This window comes from Citrobacter sp. Awk 2 (genome assembly GCF_028069815.1).
Lineage (GTDB): Bacteria > Pseudomonadota > Gammaproteobacteria > Enterobacterales > Enterobacteriaceae > Citrobacter.
The window spans coordinates 1-26,788 of sequence record NZ_JANEWL010000026.1 but is presented as its reverse complement, the minus strand read 5'-3'; the positions used below and the strand labels follow the sequence as shown (position 1 = coordinate 26,788).

Sequence of the window (26,788 nt, the reverse complement as noted above, 5' to 3'; positions counted from 1 at the left end):
ATGTCTACCCAATTAGACCCGGCCCAACTGGCAATAGAATTTTTACGTCGTGATAAAACCGATCTTTCACCGGCTCAGTACCTGAAAAGACTGAAACAATTAGAGCTGGAGTTTGCCGATTTATTAACGCTCTCTTCGACTGAACTGAAAGAAGAAATCTATTTTGCCTGGCGCCTGGGCGTTCATTGATTCCGGTATGCCTGTCGTAATAAAAACCCCGACACATGTGTTCGGGGTTATTTTTTGCCTTAAACCTTGTTTACCACTTCATCTCATCGGTATTCACTTTCGCACTCAGTTCCAGAGAGCTTTCGTCTGCAAGGCCAGGCCATGCTGTGGTCATTGTTTTTATCACGTAGGCTGAACCTTTTTTCGCGCCCAGCGCCTGTTCAAACGACTGAAGGTAATCCTGGATGAAGCGAATTGCGTTATCACCCGCCGGGCGTTCGCCAATATAATGACCTGGAACCACCAGGGCTGGATGTAATTGCTGCATTTCGCTCAGCACGTTACGCCATGCCATGCGCTCAGCCGATGACTGCGTATCCGCTGTCCAGACGTGAATACCTGAAGCGATACCGGTTCCGCCAATGATGGCGCGGTTCGCAGGGATCCAGACATATGCCGCATAGTCATTAGGATGGCGTAACTCCAGCGTTTCGCCATCAACCGTAAAGCGTGTTTGCGTGATGGCCTGCGGTACAGTGAGCGAAGTGGGGGCACCGTCTTTCATCTGTGGGCCCCAGAACTGTAATTTGGCTTCTTTGGTGGCACGGATATGATCCACCACGTGCGGCGTAGCCAGCACGTTGACACCTGGGAAGGCTTTGACGAGTGGCTCAAGGCCAAAATAGAAATCCGGATCGCCAGACGTGATCACAATGGCTTTCAGCGTCTTACCGCTGGAGCGAATCATTTGTACCAGTTTTTCACCGTCTTTGGTGCTGAATTGGGCATCAAACAAAATGGCTTCTTTCGGGCCGGACACCAGCGTAGAAGAGACCGGGAAAATAGCCTTTTCCTGCGGATTATAGACATCCAACTGTAGCGGAGCGGCAAATGCCGAAGAGGCAAACAGGGGTAACAGCATAGCCAGTGTATTGATTTTCATAACGGGGAACCTTGTGCAGGACATTGTCTTTTGATCGTTCCTGTATTTTAAGGAAATTCGGATCTGTTAGAATTCCCTTATCAGGACATGCTGAGTTTCATAAAACGATCGGATGGGATGCAATGGACAGAGTCATGGCGGCAACCGTTTTTAACCACATCTGTGATTTAGGCAGTTTGAGTGCCGCCGCGCGTGCGCTGGGGCTTTCCCGACCGATGGTCAGTCGCTATCTGGATGAGATGGAAAAGTGGACCGGGGCGCGGCTTATCCATCGTTCGTCACGACGGTTGACAATCACACCTGCCGGCGAAGAAGCGTTGGTGAAAACCCGCACCCTGGCACAGCTTTCGCGAGATATCGGTGCCGCCGGGCTCGCGCAAACCCCATCGGGCACGCTACGGGTAGCGTGTGCACATTTTACTGCCATACATATTCTGGCGCCGGTGCTGCCCGCGTTTCTTGCTCGCTATCCTGAACTCCGCATTGAAGTTGAGATCAACAATCAACCGGTAAGCCTGGTTGGGGAACGTATTGATGTGGCGATCCGCATCACGGAAAATCCCGAGCCCGGAACGATTGCCCGGCGCTTAGGGGATTGTGAATCGGTGTTATGTGCCTCCGTGGATTACCTTAACCAGCATGGCATCCCAAAAACCGTCGACGATCTTGCGCAGCATAATTGCCTTTATTACAGTGGATTTGCCGGAAAGTCATGGCACTTTCTGGATGCGCAAGGGCAAGCCGTCACGGTGGCCATTAAAGGGAATTTAAGCGCCGGTATCTCGTCACTGCTATGTGAATCCGCCCTGGCGGGGATGGGGATTGCGTTGGTTCCTGAGCAGGAGGCGAGAGAAGGGCTGGCGCAGGGGAGATTAATACGACTTCTCCCCCAACTACAGCCTAAACGCCTGCCGATTTATGGTTTATATCTTTCCCGCGATCACCAGCCTGCGGGGTTGCGGCTGTTGCTGGACGAACTGAATGAGACACAGCGCTAACTATGTGATTGAGCGTGTTTATAAAATAGTCAAAGCGCAATTTGTGTTAAAAAAAATTTATCAGTGTATGAGATTATTCTGATCGCCCCTTCAAGAGCTAAGCCATTGTGAGTGCCGGAGATAAGCGCCGGATGGGGCCGGAACCCTTAAGTCTGCCAGCATGCAGACTTAAGGGTTTTTTATGGCCCACATGCGTTTTGAATCGCATTGTTCCCCCGTAGTCATCCCCACCTATCCCTTAAATAGACATTATCTATACATCTTTTAGCATTTGACCTGCCGGAACGATTACATATTCATAATCTATTATTAATCAATGTATTGAACAAAAAAATCCATCCCTGTTAACCCTCGCCGCAGGGTCTATGCTTAATAAAAGTCGTCAAAAAGGGCGGTTAACCCGAATGCCCCTGCTGTTGAGGGGTTGAAGTGATAATCATTATCACTAACATGGTGTTATAGCTTGAAAGCTAATGACTCGAGGTAACCCTATGGAATTGCATTCAGGAACATTTAATCCCAACGATTTTGCGTGGCGCGGGCTGACGTTAACGCCAGCGGCAGCGGCGCATATCCGTGAACTGGTGGCAAGGCAACCCGATATGTTGGGCGTGCGGTTAGGCGTGAAACAAACCGGATGCGCGGGATTCGGCTATGTGCTGGACACCGTCAAGCAACCCGAGAAAGACGATCTGCTATTTGAAACAGAGGGCGCCAGACTTTATGTCCCGTTACAGGCGATGCCGTTTATCGATGGAACTGAAGTCGATTTCGTTCGTGAAGGATTAAATCAGTTATTTAAATTTCATAACCCGAAAGCCCAGAACGAATGTGGCTGTGGCGAAAGCTTTGGGGTATAGGCGGTACTATGTCTCGTAATACTGAAGCAACTGACGATGTCAACACCTGGGCTGGCGGGCACCTCAATTACAAAGAGGGGTTCTTTACCCAACTCAAAACCGATGAGCTGGCCAAAGGGATCAACGAAGAGGTGGTGCGGGCAATTTCGGCAAAACGAAATGAACCCGACTGGATGCTGGAATTCCGTCTGAATGCGTTTAACGCGTGGCTGACGATGGAAGAACCACACTGGCTAAAAGCGCACTATGACAAACTGAACTACCAGGATTACAGCTATTACTCGGCACCTTCTTGCGGCAACTGTGATGAAACCTGCGCCTCTGAGCCGGGAGCGGTGCAACAAACGGGCGCGAATGCGTTTTTAAGCAAAGAGGTTGAAGACGCGTTCGAGCAGCTTGGCGTGCCGGTCCGTGAAGGCAAAGAAGTGGCGGTGGATGCCATTTTCGATTCGGTGTCAGTTGCAACGACCTACCGCGATAAGCTGGCGGAGCAGGGTATTATTTTCTGCTCGTTCGGCGAGGCCATTCACGATCATCCTGAACTGGTAAAAAAATACCTCGGTACCGTCGTCCCGGGGAATGACAATTTCTTTGCCGCGCTGAATGCGGCGGTGGCATCGGACGGCACGTTTATTTATGTGCCGAAAGGTGTGCGCTGCCCAATGGAACTGTCGACTTATTTCCGTATCAATGCAGAAAAAACAGGACAGTTTGAACGCACGATTCTGGTGGCGGATGAGGGGAGTTACGTCAGCTATATCGAAGGTTGTTCGGCTCCGGTACGTGACAGTTACCAGCTGCATGCGGCGGTGGTTGAGGTGATCATCCATAAAGATGCTGAGGTGAAGTATTCAACGGTACAAAACTGGTTCCCCGGCGATGGCAATACCGGCGGCATCCTGAATTTCGTGACCAAACGTGCGCTGTGTGAAGGTGAAAACAGCAAAATGTCATGGACGCAGTCAGAGACCGGTTCAGCCATTACCTGGAAATACCCGAGCTGCATTCTGCGCGGTGATAATTCGATCGGCGAATTCTACTCCGTTGCGCTGACCAGCGGGCATCAGCAGGCTGATACTGGCACTAAAATGATTCACATCGGCAAGAACACGAAATCGACCATTATCTCGAAAGGAATTTCTGCCGGACATAGCCAGAACAGCTATCGTGGCTTAGTGAAAATTATGCCTACCGCCACTAACGCCCGTAACTACACCCAATGTGACTCAATGTTGATTGGTGCGGACTGTGGGGCGCATACCTTCCCGTATGTTGAGTGCCGTAACAACAGCGCTCAGCTTGAACACGAAGCGACGACCTCGCGCATTGGTGAAGACCAGCTGTTCTACTGCCTGCAACGTGGCATCAGTGAAGAAGATGCTATCTCAATGATCGTCAATGGCTTCTGTAAAGACGTGTTCTCTGAGCTGCCGCTGGAATTTGCTGTGGAAGCGCAAAAACTTCTCGCCATAAGTCTTGAACACAGCGTCGGCTAAAATTTAAGGAAAGCACATGTTAAGCATTAAAGATTTACAGGTCAGTGTGGAAGATAAGGCGATCCTGCGTGGGCTGAGTCTTGAGATTCGCCCCGGGGAAGTACACGCCATTATGGGGCCGAACGGTTCCGGGAAAAGTACGTTGTCTGCGACACTCGCCGGACGAGAAGATTATGAAGTCACGGGCGGGACGGTTGAGTTTAACGGTAAGAACTTGCTGGAACTGTCACCGGAAGACAGGGCCGGTGAAGGTATCTTTATGGCGTTTCAGTATCCGGTGGAGATCCCCGGCGTCAGCAATCAGTTTTTCCTGCAAACGGCACTGAATGCGGTGCGCAGCTACCGTGGCGAAGAGTTGCTGGACAGGTTTGACTTCCAGGATCTGATGGAAGAGAAAATTGCGTTGCTGAAGATGCCGGCAGATTTGCTCACCCGTTCGGTGAACGTGGGTTTCTCCGGTGGGGAGAAAAAACGTAACGACATTCTGCAAATGGCGGTACTGGAACCCCAGCTGTGCATTCTTGATGAGTCTGACTCTGGTCTGGATATCGACGCGCTGAAAATCGTCGCTGATGGCGTGAACGCATTGCGTGACGGAAAGCGTTCGTTTGTTATTGTCACCCACTACCAGCGAATCCTCGACTATATCAAACCCGATTACGTCCACGTTCTCTACCAGGGGCGCATTGTGAAGTCCGGTGATTTTACGTTGGTTAAACAGCTGGAGGAGCAAGGGTATGGCTGGCTTAGTGAACAGCAGTAACGTGCTCCAGCAGTGGCATCATCTGTTTGAAGCGCAGGGTGAGCGTCGCTCACAGCATGCGCAACAACACCTGCAACAGATGTTGCGGCTGGGGTTGCCGACGCGTAAACATGAGGACTGGAAATATACGCCGCTGGAAGGGTTAACCAACGGCCAGTTTGTCAGTCGTTTTTCTGCAATAACGTCAGCACAGTGCGACGCGCTGAGCGGCGCTATTGATGCCCTACGTCTGGTGTTTGTTGACGGTCAGTACTGCGAGGCGCTTAGCGATAGCGTGGACGGCAGCGGCTTTGACATTACCGTTGATGATGCGCGTCAGGCACTCCCTGCGGCTATCCAGCCAGAGGTGTTCCTGCATCTGACCGAAAGCCTTTCACGCAGCGTCACGCACATTCAGGTCAAACGACATCAACGTCCAGCGAAACCGCTGCTGTTGATGCATATCACCCAGGGGCTGGCGGGTGATGAGGTGAATACCGCGCACTATCGCCACCATCTTGAACTGGCCGAAGGCGCAGAAGCTACCGTCATTGAGCACTATGTTAGCCTGAATGCGCATCGACATTTTACCGGTGCGCGCTTAACGATGAACGTGGCGGCAAATGCCCATTTGCACCATATCAAACTGGCGTTTGAGAATCCGGCCAGCCACCATTTCGCGCATAACGATATCCAGTTAGGGGCCGATGCGACGGCGATGAGTTACAGCTTCTTACTCGGTGGTGCGGTATTACGCCATCACACCAGTACCCAGCTTAACGGGGAGAACAGCACGCTGCGCCTTAACAGCCTGGCGATGCCGGTGAAAAATGAAGTTTGCGATACCCGAACCTGGCTTGAACACAATAAGGGGTATTGCAACAGCCGCCAGTTACATAAAACGATTGTCAGCGATAAAGGCCGTGCGGTGTTTAATGGCCTGATTAACGTGGCGCAGCATGCCATTAAAACTGACGGTCAGATGACGAACAATAATTTACTGCTCGGTAAACTGGCAGAAGTGGACACCAAGCCGCAACTGGAAATCTACGCTGATGACGTGAAATGCAGCCATGGGGCGACGGTAGGGCGGATCGACGATGAACAGATGTTCTATCTGCGTTCGCGTGGGATTGGCCAGCAGGATGCCCAACAGATGATTCTCTACGCGTTTGCCGCTGAGCTGACGGAAGCCCTGAGCGATGAAACGCTGAAACAACAGGTACTGGCGCGGATAGCCCAACGCCTACCGGGAGGCGTAGCATGACATTTCCCATTGAAAAAGTACGGGCGGACTTTCCGGTCCTGACGCGTGAGGTCAACGGCTTACCGCTGGCTTACCTCGACAGTGCTGCCAGCGCGCAAAAGCCCAACCAGGTGATTGATGCCGAGGCTGAGTTTTATCGGCATGGCTATGCGGCAGTCCATCGGGGTATTCATACGCTCAGTGCCCAGGCGACGGAAAAAATGGAGAATGTACGCAAGCTGGCGTCATTGTTTATTAACGCACGTTCTGCCGAAGAACTGGTGTTTGTCCGCGGCACGACGGAGGGCATCAACCTGGTGGCGAACAGCTGGGGCAGTAGCAATGTCCGGGCGGGTGATAACATCATCATCAGTGAAATGGAACACCACGCCAATATTGTCCCCTGGCAGATGCTGTGCGCCCGTGTAGGTGCGGAACTGCGTGTTATCCCACTGAATGCCGACGGGACGTTGCAACTGGAAACATTGCCGACGCTGTTTGATGACCGTACGCAACTGTTGGCCATTACCCACGTATCGAATGTCCTGGGCACGGAAAACCCGCTGCCGGAGATGATTGAGCTGGCGCATCAGTACGGCGCAAAAGTGCTGGTAGATGGCGCGCAGGCGGTCATGCACCACCCGGTGGACGTGCAGGCACTGGATTGTGACTTTTATGTCTTCTCCGGACATAAGCTGTATGGACCCACCGGCATTGGCGTGCTGTATGCCAGGGAATCGCTGCTGCAGGAAATGCCGCCGTGGGAAGGCGGTGGCTCGATGATAGCAACCGTCAGTCTGAGTCAGGGAACGACGTGGGCCAAAGCCCCCTGGCGTTTTGAAGCCGGAACACCGAACACCGGAGGGATTATCGGTCTCGGAGCGGCTATTGAATATGTTAGCGCGCTGGGGCTTACTGAAATCAGTGAATATGAGCAGTTCATGATGCGTTATGCACTGGAACAACTGGCGGAGGTACCTAATCTGACGCTCTACGGCCCGGAAAATCGTTTAGGCGTGATCGCCTTTAACCTGGGCAAACATCACGCGTATGACGTCGGTAGCTTTCTCGATAACTATGGAATTGCCGTTCGCACGGGGCATCACTGCGCGATGCCGTTGATGGCTTATTATCACGTTCCCGCGATGTGCCGGGCTTCCATTGCCATGTATAACACCCATGAAGAAGTGGATCGCCTGGTGACTGGGCTCAAGCGTATTCATCACTTGTTGGGATAACAGGGAGGCATTATGGCTGCGCTACCGGATAAAGAAAAACTGTTGCGTAATTTTCTGCGTTGCGCTAATTGGGAAGAGAAATACCTGTACATCATTGAACTGGGTCAGCGGCTGCCGGAATTAAATGCCGACGATCGCTGCCCGGAAAATAGCATTCAGGGATGTCAAAGTCAGGTATGGATTGTTATGCGGCAGAATGCTGAAGGTATTATTGAATTGCAGGGCGACAGTGATGCGGCAATTGTGAAAGGACTTATCGCCGTCGTCTTCATTTTGTATGACCGGATGACGGCTCAGGATATTGTGAATTTTGATGTGCGTCCGTGGTTCGAAAAAATGGCGCTCGCACAGCATCTCACACCTTCACGTTCACAGGGACTGGAAGCGATGATACGGGCGATCCGCACCAAAGCCGCAACTCTTAGCTAAACTGATAAAACACGTCATCTTTCAGGCTGACTGGAATGATTCCGTGAAAGGCACCGCAATGACTCGTAGGCCGGATCGGACGCTTGCCGTCATCCGGCAATAACGCCAGGGGGGTGAGTGAGTATGAAACGCGCGTCTATTATTACGTTAATGCTGATCGGCGCTTACAGCGCTATACAGGCCGCTTGGGCGGTCGATTATCCGTTGCCTGCGGCGAACAGCCGTCTTGTTGGGCAAAATCAAACCTACACCGTGCAGGAAGGCGATAAGAATCTCCAGGCGATAGCCCGGCGTTTTGACACCGCTGCAATGCTGATCCTTGAAGCAAATAACACCATAGCCCCCGTACCCAGACCTGGAACCCTGATTACCATTCCCTCGCAATTATTGCTACCGGATGTGCCACGCGAAGGCATTATTGTGAATCTGGCGGAACTGCGTTTGTATTACTTCCCGCCGGGAGAAAATATTGTTCAGGTATTCCCCATTGGCATTGGTTTGCAGGGGCTGGAAACACCGGTGATGGAAACCCGTGTTGGGCAGAAAATACCCAATCCGACCTGGACACCTACACCGGGCATCCGTAAGCGCTCTCTGGAGCGCGGCATCACATTACCGCCGGTAGTACCTGCGGGGCCAAATAACCCGTTAGGACGCTTTGCATTGCGTCTGGCGCATGGAAATGGTGAATACCTTATCCATGGGACCAGTGCACCTGACAGTGTTGGCCTGCGCGTAAGCTCCGGATGTATCCGTATGAACGCGCCGGATATCAAAGCGTTGTTCGAGCAGGTGCGACCAGGTACGCCTGTCAGAGTGATCAACGAGCCGATAAAGTACTCCGTTGAGCCAAATGGAATGCGCTATGTTGAAGTGCACAGGCCGTTGTCACCGGAAGAGGAACAAAACGTTCAGACCATGCCCTATGTATTACCGGTAGGTTTTAATCAGTTCAAAGAGAATAAGGCTGTCGATAACAGTCTGGTTGAGAGAGCTCTGTATCGTCGTGCGGGTTATCCCGTGACCGTTAGTGCCGGGCAGACACCTGTCGTTGCCAATGGACCAGAAGTGAAATCAGCGCAGAACGGTGCGCCAGGGGAGGATGCGCAGATGCGCACAACGCAGTAACAGGGAAGAAAATAACGGGCAAAAAAAATGGCGCACAATGTGCGCCATTTTTATTACACAGATACTATTACTTGCGGTATTTAGTAGCTGCGTTGTCCAGACGCTGGTTAGCGCGAGCTGCGTCATCTTTAGCAGCCTGAACGTCGGAACGCATTGCGTTCACGTCGTTGCTCAGCTGGTCAACTTTAGCGTTCAGAGTCTGAACGTCAGAAGACAGCTGATCGATTTTAGCGTTGCTGGAGCAACCTGCCAGCAGAGTAGAACCCAGGATTACCGCGCCCAGTACCAGTTTAGTACGATTCATTATTAATACCCTCTAGATTGAGTTAATCTCCATGTAGCGTTACAAGTATTACACAAAGTTTTTTATGTTGAGAATATTTTTTTGATGGGAATGCACTTATTTTTGATCGTTCGCTCAAAGAAGCATCGAATTGTGCAAAAACAGCTAAAAACCCGAGAGAAAACAGAAAGCTTCCATCGGATTCATCTTAGATAATCTCGGATTAGATAGTGAAATCCGATTTGATTTTTTATTAATCGTGGCTATCAAGAAAATAAAAAAAGCGCCGCAAGGGCGCTTTTTAAGCAAATTAATTCGCGATGGAATTATTACAGCACGTGAACAGATGCCGTATTGGTCGTGCCGCTCGGAACCAGTGCGCCGGAAACCATAACAACGACGTCACCTTTCTGTGCCAGACCACTTTCCAGAGCCACTTCTTTGCCCAGACGGTAGAAATCATCAGTAGAGGTGATTTCTTTAACAACCTGTGCAACGACACCTTTGCTCAGCACCAGCTGGCGAGCGGTAGTTTCATTGGTGGTCAACGCCAGGATGGTTGCATCCGGGAAGTATTTACGCACAGCACGTGCAGATTTACCGCCCTGGGTTGCCACGACGATCAGCGGAGCATCCAGTTTTTCTGCAGTTTCAACAGCACCACGGCACACCGCTTCAGTGATGCGCAGTTTACGGCTGTCATTATTGAAGTCCAGGCGGCTGGTCATCACACGGTCGGTACGTTCGCAGATGGTGGCCATGATGGTCACAGCTTCCAGCGGGTATTTACCTTTCGCGGATTCACCAGACAGCATAACGGCATCGGTACCATCGAGGATGGCGTTCGCAACGTCGCCGGCTTCAGCGCGGGTCGGACGTGGGTTTTTGATCATGGAATCCAGCATCTGGGTCGCAGTGATAACGACCTTACGTGCACGGATACATTTCTCGATGATCATCTTCTGCGCGAAGATAACTTCTTCAACCGGGATCTCAACGCCCATGTCGCCACGAGCAACCATGATGCCGTCGGACGCTTCGAGGATTTCGTCGAAGTTGTTCAGGCCTTCCTGGTTTTCAATCTTGGAGATGATCTGGATGTTTTCGCCGCCGTGTGCTTTCAGGTGCTCACGGATTTCAACGACGTCAGAACGTTTACGGATAAAGGAGGCCGCAACGAAGTCAACGCCTTGCTCACAACCGAAGATCAGGTCCTGTTTGTCTTTTTCAGCCAGTGCTGGCAGGGCAATGGAAACGCCAGGCAGGTTAACGCCTTTGTTTTCACCCAGATCGCCGTTGTTCAGCACTTTACAGATAACTTTGTTACCTTCAATAGCGGTAACTTCCATGCCAATCAGGCCATCATCAACCAGTACGGTGTTGCCGACAGACAGGTCTTTAGTGAAGCCTTCGTAGGTAACAGCAACGATTTCGTTGTTGCCGACAACAGATTTGTCGGTAGTGAACGTGAAGGTCTGGCCCGCTTTCAGAGAAACGTCGTTGCCGCCTTCCAGCTTAATGGTACGGATTTCCGGACCTTTGGTGTCGAGCAGAATTGCAGCTTTTTTACCGGTTTTGCTCATGACGTTGCGCAAATTCTTGATGCGCTGACCGTGTTCTGCGTAATCACCGTGGGAGAAGTTCAGACGCATGACGTTCATGCCCGCGTCCAGCATTTTGGATAACATCTCTTCGGATTCGGTTTTCGGACCGATGGTGCAAACAATTTTCGTCTTTTTCATGACAGTCTTAGTCTTTAAGTTGAGAAGGATATGGAAATCTGGCTTCCATCGCGCACGGATGGAAAGCTAAACCTGAGTTACGAAAGTTGTGATGCCTCGCTCTAAGAATAGGTGACATCGATAAAGCGTGCAGAGGAATGTGTGCTTGCGTTTCAGCCCAACGGGATGGTGAGTTTTGTAGTCGTTGAGTTTTACAGGTCAATGTGCTGAAACCATTCAAGAGACAATTGGCGCGCATTATACGCTGAAAATTATCAAAAAGGAAAATGGAAACAGCGTTTCAAAAGAGTTCTGTGCAGTTTAACAAAGAATCTGCATTAAATTGTTTCAGGTTGGTTAACAAAACACCGCCCAACGTCAGGCGGTGTTGCGCAACAAGAAAAAATAACCTGTTGCAAACTCAGTATTCAGACGACTTAGTCGAGCAGCTTTCGCCCCTCAAGATCGATATTGATGTCCTGCTTATGCGCTTTCCGATACCACAGAATCGCCAGACCGATTACAGACCAGATGCCCCCCAGCGTCAGCGCGTGAATGTTCATATTCATACAGACATAACCGATGACGACCATGCCCAGCACAGGAGAGATCACGTGAGGGAAAAGGCGACGATGTTCTTTCATCTTTACGTTGTAGAGCACAAAGACACACAGGTTTACCACAAAGAAGGCGAAAAGCGCGCCGAAGTTAACAAGGGTGGATATGGATTCAATTTTCCCGGAAAACAGGTAGCTAAGAAAGAGTGTCACAGCCCCGGTGAACAGAATGGCATAGTCAGGTGTTTTTCTTTTATTGTGTACGTGCGCCAGGAATGTGGGCAACATTTTGTCGCGCCCCATAGAGAACAGAACGCGGGATACGGCGGTTTGTGCCGTAATGATATTGCCGACTGCGCAAACGAACGCCACGATGATAGAAAATGCGACTTTAAGCCAGATACCGCCAACATCACCTGCAATCGTGAAGAAGGCTTCGTTTGTTTCAGTGCCGTCGGCAAAGCTGTCTATTTTGCCGGTGGCGAATGCGGCAAACGTCACCACAATAATAAACAGCACGGTGGCCAGGATCAGGGCGAGAAGAGTTGCCTTACTGACCGCTTTTCCGCCGCCTTCGCTTTCTTCGCTTAAGGTACTGATGGCATCAAACCCGAGGAAGTTGAGTGCCGCAACAGAGATAGCGGTAGCAATTAAGCCAGGCGTAAACCACTGAGAGTCAAAAAAGGGTTTGAAAGAGAATGACACATGGCTGCTATCGAGCATCAGCAGACGCAAAATCAGCACCACAAAAATGGCCAGAATACCGAGTTGAATAAAGACCAGCAGCTTGTCGAATTTAGCCGTTTGTTGTATTCCCAAATAGTTTATGCCCGTTCCGATGGCCACATAAATTAACGGCCACACCCAAATCGGTATTTGCGGAAGTATGGCATGAACAGCAACACCGCCCAGCACGGCAACCAGCGTAGGGAATAACAGATAATCCAGCAGCAAAATCCAGCCGGTGAGAAAACCCACCGCGGGGTTGATGCACACGCCCGCATAGGTATAAGCCGACCCGGAGGAGGAGATGTGCTTTGACAATGTTGAATAGCTGTGGGCGGTAAAAAACATCGCGATAGCGCCAATAATATACACCAGCGCGACCATGCCATGAGATAAATTATAGACGACACCATAGAGAGAAACCGGCGCGATCGGAACCATAAATACCAGCCCGTACAGCACCAAATCTGTAAGAGATAACTTTTTGATTTTACTCATAGTAAACACCTCAATTCGTGTTAATCAAGGGCGCGTAAAAACGCACGGACCGCAGTGAGGCAAGGCCCGGTATTTTCTTCATGCGGGTTATGGCTGCTGTCAGGAATCGTGACGCCCCGACAATGGGTTATATGGGTAATAAGCGGTTGAACGACCTGCGATGTCGCCTGATCGTGCTCGCCATGAAGGACTAATCCAGGGCATTGAATCTTGTGCAATGAATCGGTGATATCCCACTGTGCCAGCGTGCCATTGACCGCCAGCTCATTGGCGCCCCACAAAATGTGGTAAGCCGTGGGGTCGGCGGCGAATTGCGCATTAGCACGCTGAATATGCAGCGGTTCTTGCTGCAGGGAATAAACATGCCTGGCGTAATAGGCAATAAGCTGCTCAGGCGGATGCTGATAGATTTTTGCCTGCATAATGACATCGCCTGGCATTGTATCCGCGCCAGCCGTGAGTTCTTTAAACAGCCGCAGGACTTCACTTTGCCAAAGTGGGATGCTGGCAGGAGAGCTGGCGTATATCACACCACCTAATCCTTCCGGCTGTGTGCAGGCATGCTCTGCTGCCAGCATGCCTCCCCAGGAGTGTCCGAGTAATGAATATCGCTGGCCAATATTCAGATGGCAGATTAATTGCTGGAGTTGCTGAAGATAGCGTTCTATTGTCCAGAATGAGGCCTCCGCCAGCGGGAAATGCGTGGAACGACCGCAGCCATATTGATCGTAAAATACCACCATGCGCCCATCATCAGACAGCTGGTGATAATTTAACAGATAATCAAAACCGCCTGATGGGCCGCCGTGTAAAATAATTAATGGCATTAATGAAGATGCCGGATCACCGTAGATACGATAGCTGGTTAATATGCCATCGTAAAACATTTCACCATATTTGTAGTGACTTTGCATATTTTTAACCGATACAGAGAGAAAAGGGCAGGTGATTCAATAATCACCTGCAGACAGACACTTATTTTTTAATTGATTGCAGAACGTTACACCAAAATGGCGTGTAATGTTCCCATTGCATAAATTGTGGACTACCCCAGTGCGGCGCACAATCACTGGCAAAACAACCGACTTTCCCTTTATTGTATTCACCGAGAACTAATAGCGGGTCGTCATTTATTTTGACCAGCGTTGTAGTGTTTACTTTGGCGCGCAGTTTGTTATAACCGAGTAAGGGGGGCCACTGCGTCAGATCTTGCGTAATGACATGCCGTTCATCAGTGTTGATTGGGCTGCATCCTTCTGGAATTTCAACGCGATCGTCATAGTCCAGCATTTCGACAGGCAAAACGTCGGCCAGCAAGGTGTTTTTATAATTCGCTTTAGCCTCAATGCCAGTGAAGGACAGGTATCCGCCAATCATTAACAGACCGCCGCCATTGGAGACATATTCTTTAATCAGCGCTAACGCATTCGGGATGATATTCATCTGATAAAAGGTCTTGTTTTGCAACAAAAAGGTATTACTGCCAATATCACTAATCACGATCGCGTCGTATACGTCGAGTTCCGCTACGGTTTGCGGAAAACGAGTTTGTACAATATGCGCTGGCATATAGTCGATAGTAATATTCTGCTGGCGCAGACAGGATAAGAGATAGTCAGCACCTTCTTCGTATTTACTGGATGTGAAGCTGTCATATCCCTTAGAATGAATCATATGAATATGCCATGACTCACCGATAAATAAAATTTTCATACTGATATCCTATTATTTGATATTAACAATTTCATGCGATTGAGTGCGCATTCGGTGCAGTACCTGCTCATGTTGCGGCATGCTCGATGCGCCTTCTTGTTCTACTGCCAGTGAAGCAAAAGCAGAGGCATACTGAATGGCTGACACAAGGTCCGATTTTCGGGCAAGTGAGGTGGCCAGTGCGCCATTAAATGCGTCACCCGCGCCCGCGGCATCCTTGACGACGGCACTCCAGGCGGGGATAAACAACGTTCGGTGATGTTCGCACAGCAATGATCCTTGCGCGCCAAGAGTGATAATGACCTTCTTAACACCTGACTGCAGAATGATATTTCCTGCTTTTTTGGCATCATCAATACCGGTAATGGTAATACCTGACAAAAATGAAGCCTCGGTTTCATTAGGTGTCAGGATATCGATGGAAGATAATAAATGGTGGATATTTTTAGTATAGGGTGCTGGATTAAGAATGATAGTTTTGTTTTCTAATTTACCCAGGCGCACGAACTCTTCAATAGCATCGATATTCGTCTCCAGTTGCATCAGCAGGACATCGGCTTCAGAGATATAACCCTGCTGTTCATTAATTTCTTGTTTGCTCAGCGTCATATTAGCGCCGGGATAGATGGCGATGATATTATCACCATCCTCCGCTGAAACATAAATGAGTGCACTCCCGGTGGGGGCATCATCGGTTTGATAGGCACAATAAGAGTTGATGCCCGATTGAATAATATGATTGAGTGCGAAAGCGCTGAACTGATCTTTGCCAACTTTAAAAATAAAATGGACATCAGCACCCGCATTATTTGCGGCCAGAGCCTGGTTGGCACCTTTTCCTCCCGGATAAAAACCGAACTGGCTTGCGAGGATAGATTCACCGCTCTGAGGCAGCCACGGCACAGTGGCGGATACGTCAATATTAAATGAACCTAAAATACAAACTTTGCCCGACATTTTAGCCCCTTCTTTGTTTAAGCGAATATCTTTGTTTGCCGGAGTTGCTATAGTGCCGGAGATATCTATTTTATTTTCAGTAATAAGTTTGCTTAACGCCTGACGATTAACAATACCACCACCGTAACAACGCACCAGCATTCCTTTTTTCTGAAAATAATAAAGATCTGAACGAATAGTCTCCCGGCTAACATTAAAAAGAACGGCAAGTTTACTTACGCTTACGCTATGATCTTTGATCAACAAGTTAAGAATAGTGGCGCGCCTTTCTTCTTTAAACATTAAAGCCTCCGTGTATTTCGTTGAATTGTATTTAGAGTAATGTTGACATGTGGTGAAATGAATCACAGATCATGCTGTAAACCGGAAGCAAAACCAAATTATCACGCAGGATAAAAAGACGATTTCATTTTTTTAGTTCTTATATGCTTACACTTGCGGGGCTACAGTTTGTGATGATTGTCATATCTCAGTGATGCAATTTTTGAACGCTCCTTATAAAGGTGTTGGCTTTCTCGATTCAGTTTTAAATAACCACGGTTTGGTCAGTTAAAAATCAGTGAGTAAATATTTCAGAAGAATTTTTCATGCTGTCAGCCCACTCGGATGTGGAAGTGAACGCGGGCTGAGTCTCTTGTTGCGGTATGGATATTCCTTAAAGTTATATCAAATTCGTTTTAATTCATTTTAAATCACCATCTCGCTGATTACACTCATTTGGACATCCATACTGCTAAACAGCTAAAGGCACTAGCAGGATAACAATAAGCAGCAGCGGATACCCAAACGATATGATTGTCCTGAAAAATATTTCGAAAGTGTTTACGCCAGGCAGGCTTGCCATTACCGCTGTCGATGATGTCAACCTGACGGTTGAGCAGGGGCAGATTTACGGGATCATTGGCTACAGTGGTGCAGGGAAAAGTACCTTGATTCGCCTGCTGAATGGTCTGGAGAAACCCTCGTCCGGCAGCGTGACCATTAACGGCCACGCTATTTCTGCCGCACGCGGGGAATCGCTGCGTCAGGCACGGTTGAAAATCAGCATGGTGTTTCAGCACTTTAATTTACTGTGGTCACGCACCGTCAGTGAAAATATCGCTTTCTCTATGCAAATTGCCGGTGCGCCGAAAGCGATGATTAAGGCGAGAGTGGCCGAGCTGATTACCCTTGTCGGTCTGAGCGGTCGCGAAAATGCGTATCCATCGCAGCTCAGCGGCGGCCAAAAGCAGCGCGTAGGGATCGCCCGCGCGCTGGCGAATAATCCTGATGTACTGCTCTGTGACGAGGCCACATCAGCGTTGGATCCGCAAACCACCGATCAGATTCTGGAGTTACTGCTCGATATTAACCGTCGCTTCAAATTAACCATTGTGTTGATCACCCACGAGATGCATGTGGTGCGCAAAATCTGCGATCGCGTCGCGGTGATGGAAAACGGCAGGGTAGTTGAAGAGGGCGATGTTCTTACTGTCTTTACCCATCCACAGCAGCCAATTACCCGACAGTTTGTCCGGCAGGTGAGCCAATACACCGAAGAGGATGAGTTTAATCCGCAACTGGCAAGCGAACTGGGCGGTGTCGTGATCAAGTTAACTTTTACCGGGCAGCGCACTCACCGACCGGTGGTTGGAGAACTCACCCTGCGCTATGGCCTGCCGTTTAACATTTTGCACGGCAAGATGACGCAAACCGCGCATGGCGTGTTCGGGCAGCTTTGGGTGCACGTCGTGGCTAGCGAAGAACAACTCAGCAATATTCTGGCCGACCTGCACCACAGCGACATTGAAGGCGAGGTGATTCAACATGCCTGAAGATCTGTTTCCCCATCTGAAGTGGGACCAACTGCTGGCAGCGACCCAGGAAACGCTCTACATGACGGCGCTTTCTGGCGCGGCAACGTTTGTCCTTGGGATTGCACTCGGGCTGGCGCTGTTCCTGACCGCGCGCGGTGGATTATTCCAGAACCGCGCCTTGTATAGCGCGATCTCGCTGGTGGTCAATATTTTCCGCTCGATCCCGTTCATCATTCTGATCGTGTTGTTAATACCTTTTACCAAAACGATAGTTGGCACCATTCTCGGTGCAAATGCCGCGTTGCCCGCGTTGATTGTGGGTGCTGCACCTTTTTACGCACGCCTGGTCGAAATCGCCCTGCGTGAAGTAGATAAAGGCGTTATTGAAGCGACGCGCTCGATGGGCGCACGTCTGACGACGCTTGTATTTCGGGTTTTACTGCCTGAATCCTCACCCGCTCTGGTGTCCGGGATCACCGTGACGCTGATTGCTCTGGTTAGCTACAGCGCGATGGCGGGGGTGATTGGTGCCGGTGGTTTAGGGAACCTGGCTTACCTGGAAGGATTCCAGCGCAACCACAGCGACGTCACGCTGGTGGCGACGGTCACGATTCTGCTCATCGTCTTCATCATTCAGCTTTGCGGCGATGTGATCACCTCTCTGTTAGATAAACGCTAATAAAATACGGAAACCATCATCATGAAAAAATCACTGACATTACTCGCAGCAGCAACCTTAAGCGCCCTGAGCTTTGCTTCCTGGGCTGATACGCTGACCGTTGGCGCGTCAAACGTACCCCATGCGGAGATCCTTGAGCAGGCCAAGCCGATTCTGGCGAAGCAAGGGATAGACCTGGAGATTAAACCATTCCAGGACTACATTCTGCCGAACACCGCCCTGGCGGGTCGCGAGATTGATGCAAACTATTTCCAGCATATCCCGTACCTGAATAGCGTGATTAAAGATCATGCTGGCGACAAATCCTATGATTTCGTTAGCGCTGGGGCGATTCATATCGAGCCGATTGGTATCTATTCGAAAAAGGTGAAGTCACTGAAGGATCTGCCGGAAGGTGGCAAGGTGATCATGCGTGATGCGGTATCTGAAGAAGGTCGTATTCTGTCGATTTTTGAAAAAGAGGGTGTGATCAAGCTGAAACCGGGAGTGGATAAAGTGACGGCGCGCATTAGCGACATCGTAGAGAACCCGAAAAAGCTGAAGTTCTTACCTAACGTTGAAGCAGCGCTGTTACCGCAGATGTATAACAATGAAGAAGGGGATGCGGTCGTGATCAACGCCAACTACGCAATCGACGCCGGGCTTGATCCGGTGAAAGATCCGATTGCCGTAGAAAGCGGTGAAAACAACCCGTATGCCAATATCATTACCGTTCATCGCGGTGATGAGAAGAAAAAGGATATCGTGGCGCTGGTTGATGTGCTGCACTCAAAAGAGATCCAGGACTGGATCCGCACCAAATATAAAGGCGCGGTTATCCCGGTTAATAACTGATCCGTTTATGCCGTACCCGGCCTACGATGTGCTGTAGGCCGGATAAACGCGTTAGCGTTGCCATCCGGCACCCGAGTTACACTCGTTCAAGCTTCGCTGGCAACCCCTGACGCACAGCGGCTCCTGAAACCCAATCCAGCCAGGTGTTGGCCACTTTTCGTGTCGGATCCGCAAAACCCAGATCGTTGATATTGATCCCTGACTTTATCTTTTTATCGAACGGCATCGGCTCACCGTCGAGCGTATGCTGCGCAGCGCCCATCTCTTTATGTCCATAGCCATGCTCAATCGCGATTACCCCTGGCATCACGCCATGCAGTAAGCTGATTTGCGCGTCAACCTGCCCGCCCGGCGTGGTGATGCGAACGGTATCGCCGTGAGATAAACCATAGCGCTTGCCGTCCTGCGGGTTAAGCGCCACCAGATTGACTGGCTTAAGATGATGCAGCCTGGGGATCACGGCCGACGCGCTGGACATGGTATTCGATTTAAATGAAATCAACTTCAGCGGCCATTCCTGCTCAGGGAATAGTTCCTCCACTGAACGCCCGTCAGAGAGTCGCGAAGGATACCAGGCCGGACAGCCGCTGTAGCGTTCACCGGTAATCGCATGACGGTGTGCAGCGACATCCGCATTCCAGATTTGCAGTGGTTTTTCCCACGCATTACCGACGCGGTTATCGACCCGACCACTGTTGTCTGGCGCAAAACGGCCACCGCGCGAATAGATAAACGCTACGCGACTCACCTCATCGGCTTTTAACGTTTGGGTCATCACCGGCAAAATTCGTTGCACCCCGGTGAGCGCGATATCCTCTTCCCGTGCCTCTGCCACCGGCGCTTTGCCCATAAAGGCAATGTTGGCGGCAAGGCGCAGATAATAATCTTCGGCGCGGTTGAGTGGATACACGTTGCCCTGTGGATCGGAAATGGCATTGTCGCCAAAGCCGGGGAGACCAATGCGCTTAGCCACCGCGATGCAGAAAGCCTCCATCGAGACGGGTTGACCGTCAGCGGTCTGACGGGTAGCAGGCCTGACCACAGGCCAGCGGGCGGTGGTAGCTTTACTGGCGACACCGGCCCATGGGGCGCTGAATCCCCAGCTTTCGAAGTTATGCGTGTCCGGTACGATGTAATCCGCAAGCGCGGTTGTTTCGTTCATGAACGCATCAATCGCGATAAACAACGGCAAACGCGCAGGGTCTTTTAGCTTTTCTTCTGCTACACCGCGTAAGCCCGCAATCCCATAAAACGGGTTGGTCATGTTGGAGATCCAGGCCTTTAGCGGATACGGATAACCTTCCAGTGCAGAAACCAGTAATTCGGTAAGCTGGCCTGCGACAAATGGATACCAGGGCGCTTTGGCCGGGAAGGGCGATTGCCCGGCGGCGACTTTGTTGCGGTACTCGTCGGAAGACTCATAGGCTGTCTTGCTGCGGGCAATGCTCAGACCTTTAGGTTTCACCTTCCCGGCAAAACTGTCCATATTGTAGCGCGGGCCGTCAGTTGCACCGTTGAACTTACCGCCGCCGACGAACACGCCGCCTTCGAGGCTCAGGTTCCCGATCAACGCATTAAGCATCATCACCGACCAGGCATTATAAAAACCGTTACCCGCCATCATCCCGCCGTGGGTGATCACTGCAGCTTTTCGTCCGTGACGGGTGAAAGCATCGGCCAGCGCGCCAATGTCTGCCTCAGAAACACCACACTGCTGGCTGTATTGCGCCATTGACAGTTTCTCAGCGGATTCTTTCAGACACTGGAAGCCACTTTTTACCGTGACCGTTTGCCCCCCGGCCAGCGTGACTTCACGGGAGATGAACAGCTGGGCACGTTGGCAACTGTTGGCGGCGACAATCTCTCCGGCTTCGTTAATGACGGTGGGTTCGTTGGCGGCGTCTGCGCGTAAATGCGCCAGCGTTAGATGCTGACCGGCGAGCGTTGGAATTTCATCGGTAATGACCAGATGGGTAGCGTTGGTCCAGCTTTTTTCCCCGGCCTGCTTCATGGCCTGTATGTCAGGAATCGCCAGGTAATCAGCGTTATAGCGCTGCTTTTCAATTATCCAGCGGATCATCCCCATCGCCAGTGCGGAGTCCGTCCCTGGACGTACGGGCTGCCAGTGCCCACGATCGTCGGCAAGCACTGTCGTTAGGGGGAGGGCTGGTGCAACCACAACATAGCGGAAGTCATCACGTAAACGGGCACTGGCAAGCTGGCGAGCCTGGCGCTTAAACGGGTTGCCGGATTGTGCTGGAGATGTCCCCATAAACAACGCAAATTCGACATTATCCCAGTCGGGTTTCACGTGGGTATTTTTATCCAGATCGCCCATCAAAGCGCCAGACCCGGCACGATAGGCCAGACCACAGTACGCGCCATGTGCGCCGAAGTTTTTGCTGCCGAAACTGTTCAGGGCAAAGCGACGCAAAAATGTATCACGTCCTTCATCACTGGTATTGGTGACCAGTAGCTGATTGGATTTTGGGCCGAAACCGGGGTGTCGGGCATCAATCGGTGTATCGGGATCGTGGATCGCGCGCAGACCGTCAACGTGGCCTTCGCCGAACAGATCGCCGCCTTCCACCACTTCTTTGATCAGTTGCTCAAAGCTGATGCGCTGCCATTTTCCTTCCCCACGTTTACCCACGCGTTTCATTGGCTCCAGAATACGCAGTGGGCTGTACAGGCCTTCAAGTAACGTTGCACCGCGAGCGCAGGCGGTGGAGCGGGCATCGAGTCCGGTTTCACCCGCCAGTTGTTCCATCGCGGTGGCAAAGGGAACTGAGGAGTCAATGTGGTGTTCGTGAGATAGCGGATGGTACGGGTTGCCCGCAATACGCAACACTTTGCCTTGTTCGTTATCAACACGGACACGCACGCCACATTGCGTCCAGCAGCCGAAACACTGCGTCATGGAGATCACCTGCTGCGGGTTCTGTTGCCAGCGCGGTCGGGCATGTGCTTCGGGGATGAGTGCATTACCAAAGATACGATCGCGGGTTATTTTTCCTGATGTTCCGTCAAGCAAACCATCAATCGCGCGCTTCGCCACGTCCCGATAACTCAGGCCGAAGGTCACCATGCCCCCGACAGCAAGACCGACTTTTAGCCACTGACGACGAGTTAAATTAGCCATGTTGCATTCTCCTTGCGATCGCGTTCAGGGCTTCACGAACCATAATGATCAGTGCGACCCACAGGCCAAAAGTGCCAAGAATGGCCAGCCAGCCATCAGTGCCACCGGGCAGGGTATAGGGGTTAAACTGGGCGTTAAATTTCGGTACGGTCTGTACCTGAATGAGTAATGTCCAGCGCATCAGCCAGCACAATGTCATTGCGCTTATTGCCAGCAAAATACGTAATGGCAGTGATAACGGATGGCGTAACACCAGGGCGCAAAGACCCAGTGAGGTAACCCAAGGTGCAATCCAGCCGATGGCGTAATGCCGCGCAGAAGCCGCCACATCCAGCCACTGGCGAATCGCTGACCCCGATAGCGTGTTGCCACTTGCCCACATCACCACCACGATAGCCAGCGCGCACAGCGTGACTATCTGGCCCCATGCCAGTTTGCGCGGTAATGTTGTCCCTGCGTTTTTCACCGTGGCGATAAGCAGGGCAAGGAACGTTTGCAGGGCACTGAGGAACATCGCTACCGGGAAGGCGTAGCTGAACCAGATCGGACGCGCTTCGACAATAGAGACCTCGCGACCGGTATAGACCAACAGTCCAATAGCCGACAACGCACTTCCCACGGCCAACCATTTAGTGACACTGTAACTTTTGGCGGTTAATCGCTTAACGTGTTGTGCTATAAACCACAGTCCTAAAAACCCGGTAAACAGCGGTAAAAATAGCGCCCCCCACGGCATCCATGACCACGGTGTCGGGTAGGCATAGAAATGCCAGACGCGTGCCGTCTGGTGTAAATCAGCCGTCAGTGCCAACGGTGCGGTAATCGCGCAGGTCAGGGCTACCAGCAGCGTGAGGTTTTCTAACTCGGGCCTCTCCTTTTTGCGCCAGTGGAGCACGCAGGCAAACAGTGCCGCGCAGGCGGCAATGCCGATAAAAAAGAAATATTGCACAGCCCAGGGTAACCAGCTTACGTCCTGTGGATGCGTCAGAACCTCTTCGATAATCAGGGTAGGGTTCATTTAAACCTCCTGCCAGAGCGCGGGCTGGGCGCGCCCCATTAATGGTGTCACAAAGGCCTCATCCAGGCCCAGATAGAACACGTGCGGCGAGGTGCCACTTTCCGGTTTCAGGACCTTGATGGCGTCATGATGTTGCTGCAGCATTTGAGAAATCCGGCTGTGTGGATCTTTGATATCACCGATGATGCGCGCGCCGCCAACGCACGACTCGACGCAGGCCGGGAGCAGGCCCGCTTCCAGTCGATGAACGCAAAAAGTGCATTTATCGGCGGTTTGCGTTTCATGGTTGATAAACCGTGCATCGTATGGGCAGGCCTGCACACAGTAGGCGCAGCCAACACAGCGTGTGTTGTCGACAACCACAATGCCATCTTCGCGCTGGAAGGTAGCCTGCACCGGGCACACCGGCACGCAAGGGGGGTTATCACAATGGTTGCACAGGCGCGGCAGCAGGACGTTGGTGACGCTTTGCTGGCCTTCAAGTTGCACCTGATACTGATTAACGTTGGTACGAAACTCACCTTGCGGCGTCTGGTTTTCAATCGCGCAACTCACGGTGCAGGCCTGGCAGCCGATACACCGACGCAGATCGACCAGCATGCCGTAGCGATGCTGGGGCGATCCTTCATGCCGTTCAGGCGAAAAGGGAAACTGGGCCTGTGCCAGGGGAACCAGTGATGCGCCAGCGGTCAGGACGCCCAGTTGCTGGAGAAACTGCCGTTTACTGCTGTCCATATTTTCTCCCGTCACGATGCAACAACGAAACATTGGTCACGCCGTTGATTTGCGTGTGATGAATAAAGAACCTCAATGATTTACAGTGTAAAAATCGTGGCGGGGGCAGCTCTATTGTGGTTAACCACATACCCGGCTTGTTGTTGATCTAAAACAACATAATTGACAGGGATAATTCAGTGGGAAGTAACATCGTTCGATGCCTGACGCTATTGGCCTCCGTGTGGATGCTCAGCAGCGTGGCATGGGCAGGTTCGTGGAATGTGGGTGTTTTAGCGATGCGTGGAGAGGTCTCGACACGTACCCACTGGCAACCGCTGGAAACTCTGTTAAATCAGCAAATCCCGGGTGAACAGTTTCATATTCAACCGCTGGACTTGCAGCAGATGCAGGAGGCGGTTAACCGTGGAACCGTCCAGTTTATGGTCACCAATCCTGCGCAATTCGTGCAGCTAAACAGCCATGCAGCGCTTCGCTGGCTGGCATCATTACGCTCCACGCGTGGCGGAAAGGCAACCAGCAACGTGATTGGCAGTGCTGTCCTCGTCAGGCGTGACAGTGGGATTGTGAATGCACACGACCTGATTGGTAAAACGGTAGGTGCCATTGATGCTCAGGCATTTGGCGGTTATTTGCTGGGATACAAAGCACTCAGCGATGCCGGTTTACGCCCTGAGCGTGATTTACGTCTGACGTTTACCGGCTTTCCTGCTGATGCTTTGCTGTATTTATTACGTGAAAAAGCGGTTCAGGCGGTGATTGTGCCCGTGTGTCTGCTGGAAAAAATGGATGAAGAAGGGCTAATCCGCAAAGCGGACTTTAGGCCCGTGATTACCTATCCAACGTCAATTCCTTGCGTAACCAGTACGCCGCTCTATCCTGACTGGTCGTTTGCTGCCTTGCCCGCGGTCAGTGATGAACTGGCCGATCGCGTGACGCGGGTACTGTTTAACGCGCCACAAAACGCCGCCTTTCGTTGGGGCGCGCCGGCCTCGACCCGCGAAGTAGAAGCTTTACTGCGCGATGTCCGTCAGCACCCACAGCAACGCCAACTCTGGCTGGATGTCAAAAGCTGGTTTATTCAACATCGTCTGGCCATGGGGGCTGCAGGTATCGTCCTGTTGTTGCTGACGCTCAATTACATATGGGTCATGCTGTTGGTCCGCCGACGCGGAAGACTGCTTGAGCGTAATAATGTGTTGTTGCGCAAACAGGAACAGGCGCTGGAAACCGCGCGTCAAATGAGTGTGCTGGGCGAGATGACGTCCGGATTCGCTCATGAACTTAACCAACCGCTTTCGGCTATCCGCCACTATGCACAGGGCTGTCTGATTCGTCTGCGTGGCCAGGATCAGCAGCATCCGTTGTTACCCGCCCTTGAACAGATTGACGCGCAGGCGCAGCGGGGCGCCGATACGCTACGCAATTTACGTCAGTGGGTCAGTCAGGCGCAGGGAAATCCGGTGATGACCGACGACTGGGAGCCTATTAACGTTCATGATGCGATCCATCATGTCTGGCAGTTGTTACGCATGGCACAGCAATTCCCGACGGTAATGTTACAAACGCAGGTCGACAATTCGCTCACGGTTACACTGCCGACCGTTTTGCTGGAGCAGGTTCTGGCTAATCTGGTACTAAACGCAGCTCAGGCGGGGGCAAAAACGGTGTGGTTCTCCGCGTACAGTGAGGAGCATGGTGTGCGCATTCTGGTGCAGGATAATGCCGGAGGGATCGACGATGCGCAGTTATACCAGGCATTCCAGCCCTTTATGACCACCCGCAAGGAAGGGATGGGACTCGGGCTGGCCATTTGTCAGCGACTGGTTCGCTATGCAAATGGCGACATCAGCATCAAAAATCACCCAGCGCCTGACGGCCTGGCGGGGGCAGTGGTGACATTACATTTTAAGCAAACACAGGAAGGAGGGCCTCGTGGCAATAATTCATCTGTTGGATGACGATATAGCGGTGACTCAGGCCTGTGCATTTTTACTGGAAAGTATGGGGTACGAGGTACGTTGCTGGGAGCAGGGCGAAACGTTTTTGGCTCAGGCCGATCTGCACCAGGTCGGCGTATTGTTGCTGGATATGCGCATGCCGGTACTGGATGGGCATGCCGTGCATGAAGCAATGCGTCAGCGCGAGAGCACCCTGGCGGTGGTATTTCTTACCGGACATGGTGATGTGCCCATGGCGGTTGAACAAATGAAGCGCGGAGCCGTCGATTTCTTACAGAAGCCGGTTTCAGCCGCGCCGCTACAGGCTGCGCTGGAAAATGCTTTGCAGACCTCGGCAGCGGCTTTTTCGCGACAGGAAATTGTTGCTTGCTATCAGCAACTTACACCGAAGGAACGAGAACTGGCGAATCTGGTTGCAAAGGGATTGATAAATCGGGAAATAGCCGATGCCATGAATATTGCCGTTCGCACGGTTGAAGTGCATCGGGCGCGGGTGATGGAAAAAATGCAGGCCGGAAGCCTTGCCGAGCTGGTAAATCGGCTTCAGCGGATCCAGTAAAATTGTGACATTTATTTGATTTTCATTGGATTTTGTCTAATTCGCCAGAGTGATATATGCTGTGGGTTTGAGTTAATGACGAGCGGGTGAATATGGGAAATCAGACCAAAGACGACGAGCTGTACCGCGAGATGTGCAGAGTAGTCGGTAAAGTAGTGCTGGAAATGCGCGATCTGGGGCAAGAGCCTAAGCATATCGTCATTGCTGGCGTACTGAGAACAACCCTCGCCAATCAGCGTGTGAAGCGCAGTGAGTTAGAAAAACAGGCCATGGAGACGGTGATCAAAGCATTGGCCGGTTAATCCATAAAAGAGGTCGGTAGAAATATTCTGCCGTCCTCTTATTTTCATCTTCGTTATCT

General features: G+C 51.4%; 26 protein-coding genes. 15 read left to right on the top strand and 11 right to left on the bottom strand.

The window, feature by feature from the left end; genetic code table 11:
• Entirely contained in the window at window positions 1-189 is a 189-nt protein-coding gene (locus NNO02_RS09315) for a YdiH family protein (RefSeq protein ID WP_005120249.1), read from the top strand.
• Window positions 190-259: 70 nt separating this feature from the next.
• Here NNO02_RS09315 and NNO02_RS09310 read toward each other — a convergent pair whose 3' ends face one another.
• Window positions 260-1,111, bottom strand: coding sequence for a Vmh family MBL fold metallo-hydrolase (locus tag NNO02_RS09310; protein ID WP_271454637.1), 852 nt, complete (start codon window positions 1,109-1,111; stop codon window positions 260-262).
• Between the two features lie 122 nt (window positions 1,112-1,233).
• Here NNO02_RS09310 and NNO02_RS09305 point away from each other — a divergent pair, with 122 nt between their 5' ends.
• From NNO02_RS09305 to ldtE, 8 genes are all read left to right on the top strand, one after another.
• Window positions 1,234-2,109 carry a LysR family transcriptional regulator gene (locus tag NNO02_RS09305; RefSeq protein WP_271449072.1) on the top strand — a complete coding sequence of 292 codons (876 nt, stop codon included), beginning with the start codon at window positions 1,234-1,236 and terminating at the stop codon, window positions 2,107-2,109.
• 491 nt (window positions 2,110-2,600) lie between these two features.
• A complete protein-coding gene (gene sufA, locus NNO02_RS09300) occupies window positions 2,601-2,969 on the top strand; it encodes a Fe-S cluster assembly scaffold SufA (protein WP_005120243.1) in 369 nt (122 codons plus the stop codon).
• Window positions 2,970-2,977: 8 nt separating this feature from the next.
• The gene (sufB, locus tag NNO02_RS09295; RefSeq protein ID WP_061067803.1) at window positions 2,978-4,465 is read left to right on the top strand and encodes a Fe-S cluster assembly protein SufB; all 1,488 of its coding nucleotides are present in this window, start codon (window positions 2,978-2,980) and stop codon (window positions 4,463-4,465) included.
• Window positions 4,466-4,481: 16 nt separating this feature from the next.
• The gene (sufC, locus tag NNO02_RS09290; RefSeq protein WP_271454636.1) at window positions 4,482-5,228 is read left to right on the top strand and encodes a Fe-S cluster assembly ATPase SufC; all 747 of its coding nucleotides are present in this window, start codon (window positions 4,482-4,484) and stop codon (window positions 5,226-5,228) included.
• A complete protein-coding gene (sufD, locus tag NNO02_RS09285; RefSeq protein WP_271454635.1) occupies window positions 5,203-6,474 on the top strand; it encodes a Fe-S cluster assembly protein SufD in 1,272 nt (423 codons plus the stop codon). The genes sufC and sufD overlap by 26 nt, the downstream gene beginning before the upstream one ends.
• Window positions 6,471-7,691 carry a cysteine desulfurase SufS gene (gene sufS / locus NNO02_RS09280; RefSeq protein WP_271440785.1) on the top strand — a complete coding sequence of 407 codons (1,221 nt, stop codon included), beginning with the start codon at window positions 6,471-6,473 and terminating at the stop codon, window positions 7,689-7,691. Before sufD ends, sufS begins: the two co-directional genes overlap by 4 nt.
• Window positions 7,692-7,703: 12 nt before the next feature.
• Window positions 7,704-8,120: a cysteine desulfuration protein SufE gene (gene sufE, locus NNO02_RS09275; RefSeq protein ID WP_271440786.1), complete on the top strand. Its 417-nt coding sequence runs from the start codon at window positions 7,704-7,706 to the stop codon at window positions 8,118-8,120.
• 123 nt (window positions 8,121-8,243) lie between these two features.
• Complete coding sequence (gene ldtE, locus NNO02_RS09270; RefSeq protein WP_271449138.1) at window positions 8,244-9,248, top strand: L,D-transpeptidase LdtE; 1,005 nt, start codon at window positions 8,244-8,246, stop codon at window positions 9,246-9,248.
• Window positions 9,249-9,315: 67 nt separating this feature from the next.
• On the opposite strand, the gene lpp is transcribed toward ldtE, so the two are convergent.
• The 7 genes from lpp to NNO02_RS09235 form a co-directional block, all read right to left on the bottom strand.
• Window positions 9,316-9,552 carry a murein lipoprotein Lpp gene (lpp, locus tag NNO02_RS09265; RefSeq protein ID WP_003029373.1) on the bottom strand — a complete coding sequence of 79 codons (237 nt, stop codon included), beginning with the start codon at window positions 9,550-9,552 and terminating at the stop codon, window positions 9,316-9,318.
• 308 nt (window positions 9,553-9,860) lie between these two features.
• Window positions 9,861-11,273, bottom strand: coding sequence for a pyruvate kinase PykF (gene pykF, locus NNO02_RS09260; RefSeq protein WP_137383325.1), 1,413 nt, complete (start codon window positions 11,271-11,273; stop codon window positions 9,861-9,863).
• Window positions 11,274-11,280: 7 nt separating this feature from the next.
• Window positions 11,281-11,475 carry a protein YnhH gene (gene ynhH, locus NNO02_RS09255; protein ID WP_245163452.1) on the bottom strand — a complete coding sequence of 65 codons (195 nt, stop codon included), beginning with the start codon at window positions 11,473-11,475 and terminating at the stop codon, window positions 11,281-11,283.
• A 214-nt stretch (window positions 11,476-11,689) separates the two neighbouring features.
• Window positions 11,690-13,033 carry an APC family permease gene (locus tag NNO02_RS09250; RefSeq protein ID WP_271440787.1) on the bottom strand — a complete coding sequence of 448 codons (1,344 nt, stop codon included), beginning with the start codon at window positions 13,031-13,033 and terminating at the stop codon, window positions 11,690-11,692.
• Between the two features lie 20 nt (window positions 13,034-13,053).
• Window positions 13,054-13,947: a proline iminopeptidase-family hydrolase gene (locus tag NNO02_RS09245; protein WP_271454634.1), complete on the bottom strand. Its 894-nt coding sequence runs from the start codon at window positions 13,945-13,947 to the stop codon at window positions 13,054-13,056.
• A 61-nt stretch (window positions 13,948-14,008) separates the two neighbouring features.
• Window positions 14,009-14,746, bottom strand: coding sequence for a glutamine amidotransferase (locus NNO02_RS09240; RefSeq protein WP_271454633.1), 738 nt, complete (start codon window positions 14,744-14,746; stop codon window positions 14,009-14,011).
• A 12-nt stretch (window positions 14,747-14,758) separates the two neighbouring features.
• Window positions 14,759-15,985, bottom strand: a complete 1,227-nt coding sequence (locus NNO02_RS09235; RefSeq protein WP_271454632.1) for a PfkB family carbohydrate kinase — start codon at window positions 15,983-15,985, stop codon at window positions 14,759-14,761.
• Window positions 15,986-16,494: 509 nt separating this feature from the next.
• Here NNO02_RS09235 and NNO02_RS09230 point away from each other — a divergent pair.
• The 3 genes from NNO02_RS09230 to NNO02_RS09220 are packed head-to-tail and all read left to right on the top strand — an operon-like array spanning window position 16,495 to window position 19,012.
• Window positions 16,495-17,517, top strand: a complete 1,023-nt coding sequence (locus tag NNO02_RS09230; RefSeq protein WP_271454631.1) for a methionine ABC transporter ATP-binding protein — start codon at window positions 16,495-16,497, stop codon at window positions 17,515-17,517.
• Window positions 17,510-18,178, top strand: a complete 669-nt coding sequence (locus NNO02_RS09225) for a methionine ABC transporter permease (RefSeq protein WP_048211835.1) — start codon at window positions 17,510-17,512, stop codon at window positions 18,176-18,178. Before NNO02_RS09230 ends, NNO02_RS09225 begins: the two co-directional genes overlap by 8 nt.
• 21 nt (window positions 18,179-18,199) lie before the next feature.
• Window positions 18,200-19,012 (top strand): MetQ/NlpA family ABC transporter substrate-binding protein, encoded by an 813-nt coding sequence (locus NNO02_RS09220; RefSeq protein WP_048211834.1) that lies wholly within the window; start codon window positions 18,200-18,202, stop codon window positions 19,010-19,012.
• A 76-nt stretch (window positions 19,013-19,088) separates the two neighbouring features.
• On the opposite strand, the gene ttrA is transcribed toward NNO02_RS09220, so the two are convergent.
• Genes ttrA through ttrB form a run of 3 tightly spaced genes read right to left on the bottom strand, consistent with a single transcriptional unit; the run spans window position 19,089 to window position 23,907 of the window.
• The gene (gene ttrA / locus NNO02_RS09215; protein ID WP_271454630.1) at window positions 19,089-22,154 is read right to left on the bottom strand and encodes a tetrathionate reductase subunit TtrA; all 3,066 of its coding nucleotides are present in this window, start codon (window positions 22,152-22,154) and stop codon (window positions 19,089-19,091) included.
• Complete coding sequence (ttrC, locus tag NNO02_RS09210; RefSeq protein ID WP_271454629.1) at window positions 22,147-23,172, bottom strand: tetrathionate reductase subunit TtrC; 1,026 nt, start codon at window positions 23,170-23,172, stop codon at window positions 22,147-22,149. Before ttrC ends, ttrA begins: the two co-directional genes overlap by 8 nt.
• Window positions 23,173-23,907 (bottom strand): tetrathionate reductase subunit TtrB, encoded by a 735-nt coding sequence (gene ttrB / locus NNO02_RS09205; protein WP_005122827.1) that lies wholly within the window; start codon window positions 23,905-23,907, stop codon window positions 23,173-23,175. It abuts the gene before it with no gap.
• Between the two features lie 227 nt (window positions 23,908-24,134).
• On the opposite strand from ttrB, the gene ttrS reads away from it, so the two are divergent.
• From ttrS to fumD, 3 genes are all read left to right on the top strand, one after another.
• On the top strand, window positions 24,135-25,868 hold the full coding sequence (gene ttrS / locus NNO02_RS09200) for a tetrathionate respiration histidine kinase TtrS (RefSeq protein WP_271454644.1): 1,734 nt from the start codon (window positions 24,135-24,137) through the stop codon (window positions 25,866-25,868).
• Window positions 25,843-26,427, top strand: a complete 585-nt coding sequence (gene ttrR / locus NNO02_RS09195; RefSeq protein ID WP_271440795.1) for a tetrathionate respiration response regulator TtrR — start codon at window positions 25,843-25,845, stop codon at window positions 26,425-26,427. Before ttrS ends, ttrR begins: the two co-directional genes overlap by 26 nt.
• Window positions 26,428-26,519: 92 nt before the next feature.
• On the top strand, window positions 26,520-26,729 hold the full coding sequence (gene fumD, locus NNO02_RS09190) for a fumarate hydratase FumD (protein WP_040233753.1): 210 nt from the start codon (window positions 26,520-26,522) through the stop codon (window positions 26,727-26,729).
• Window positions 26,730-26,788 lie beyond the last annotated feature (59 nt).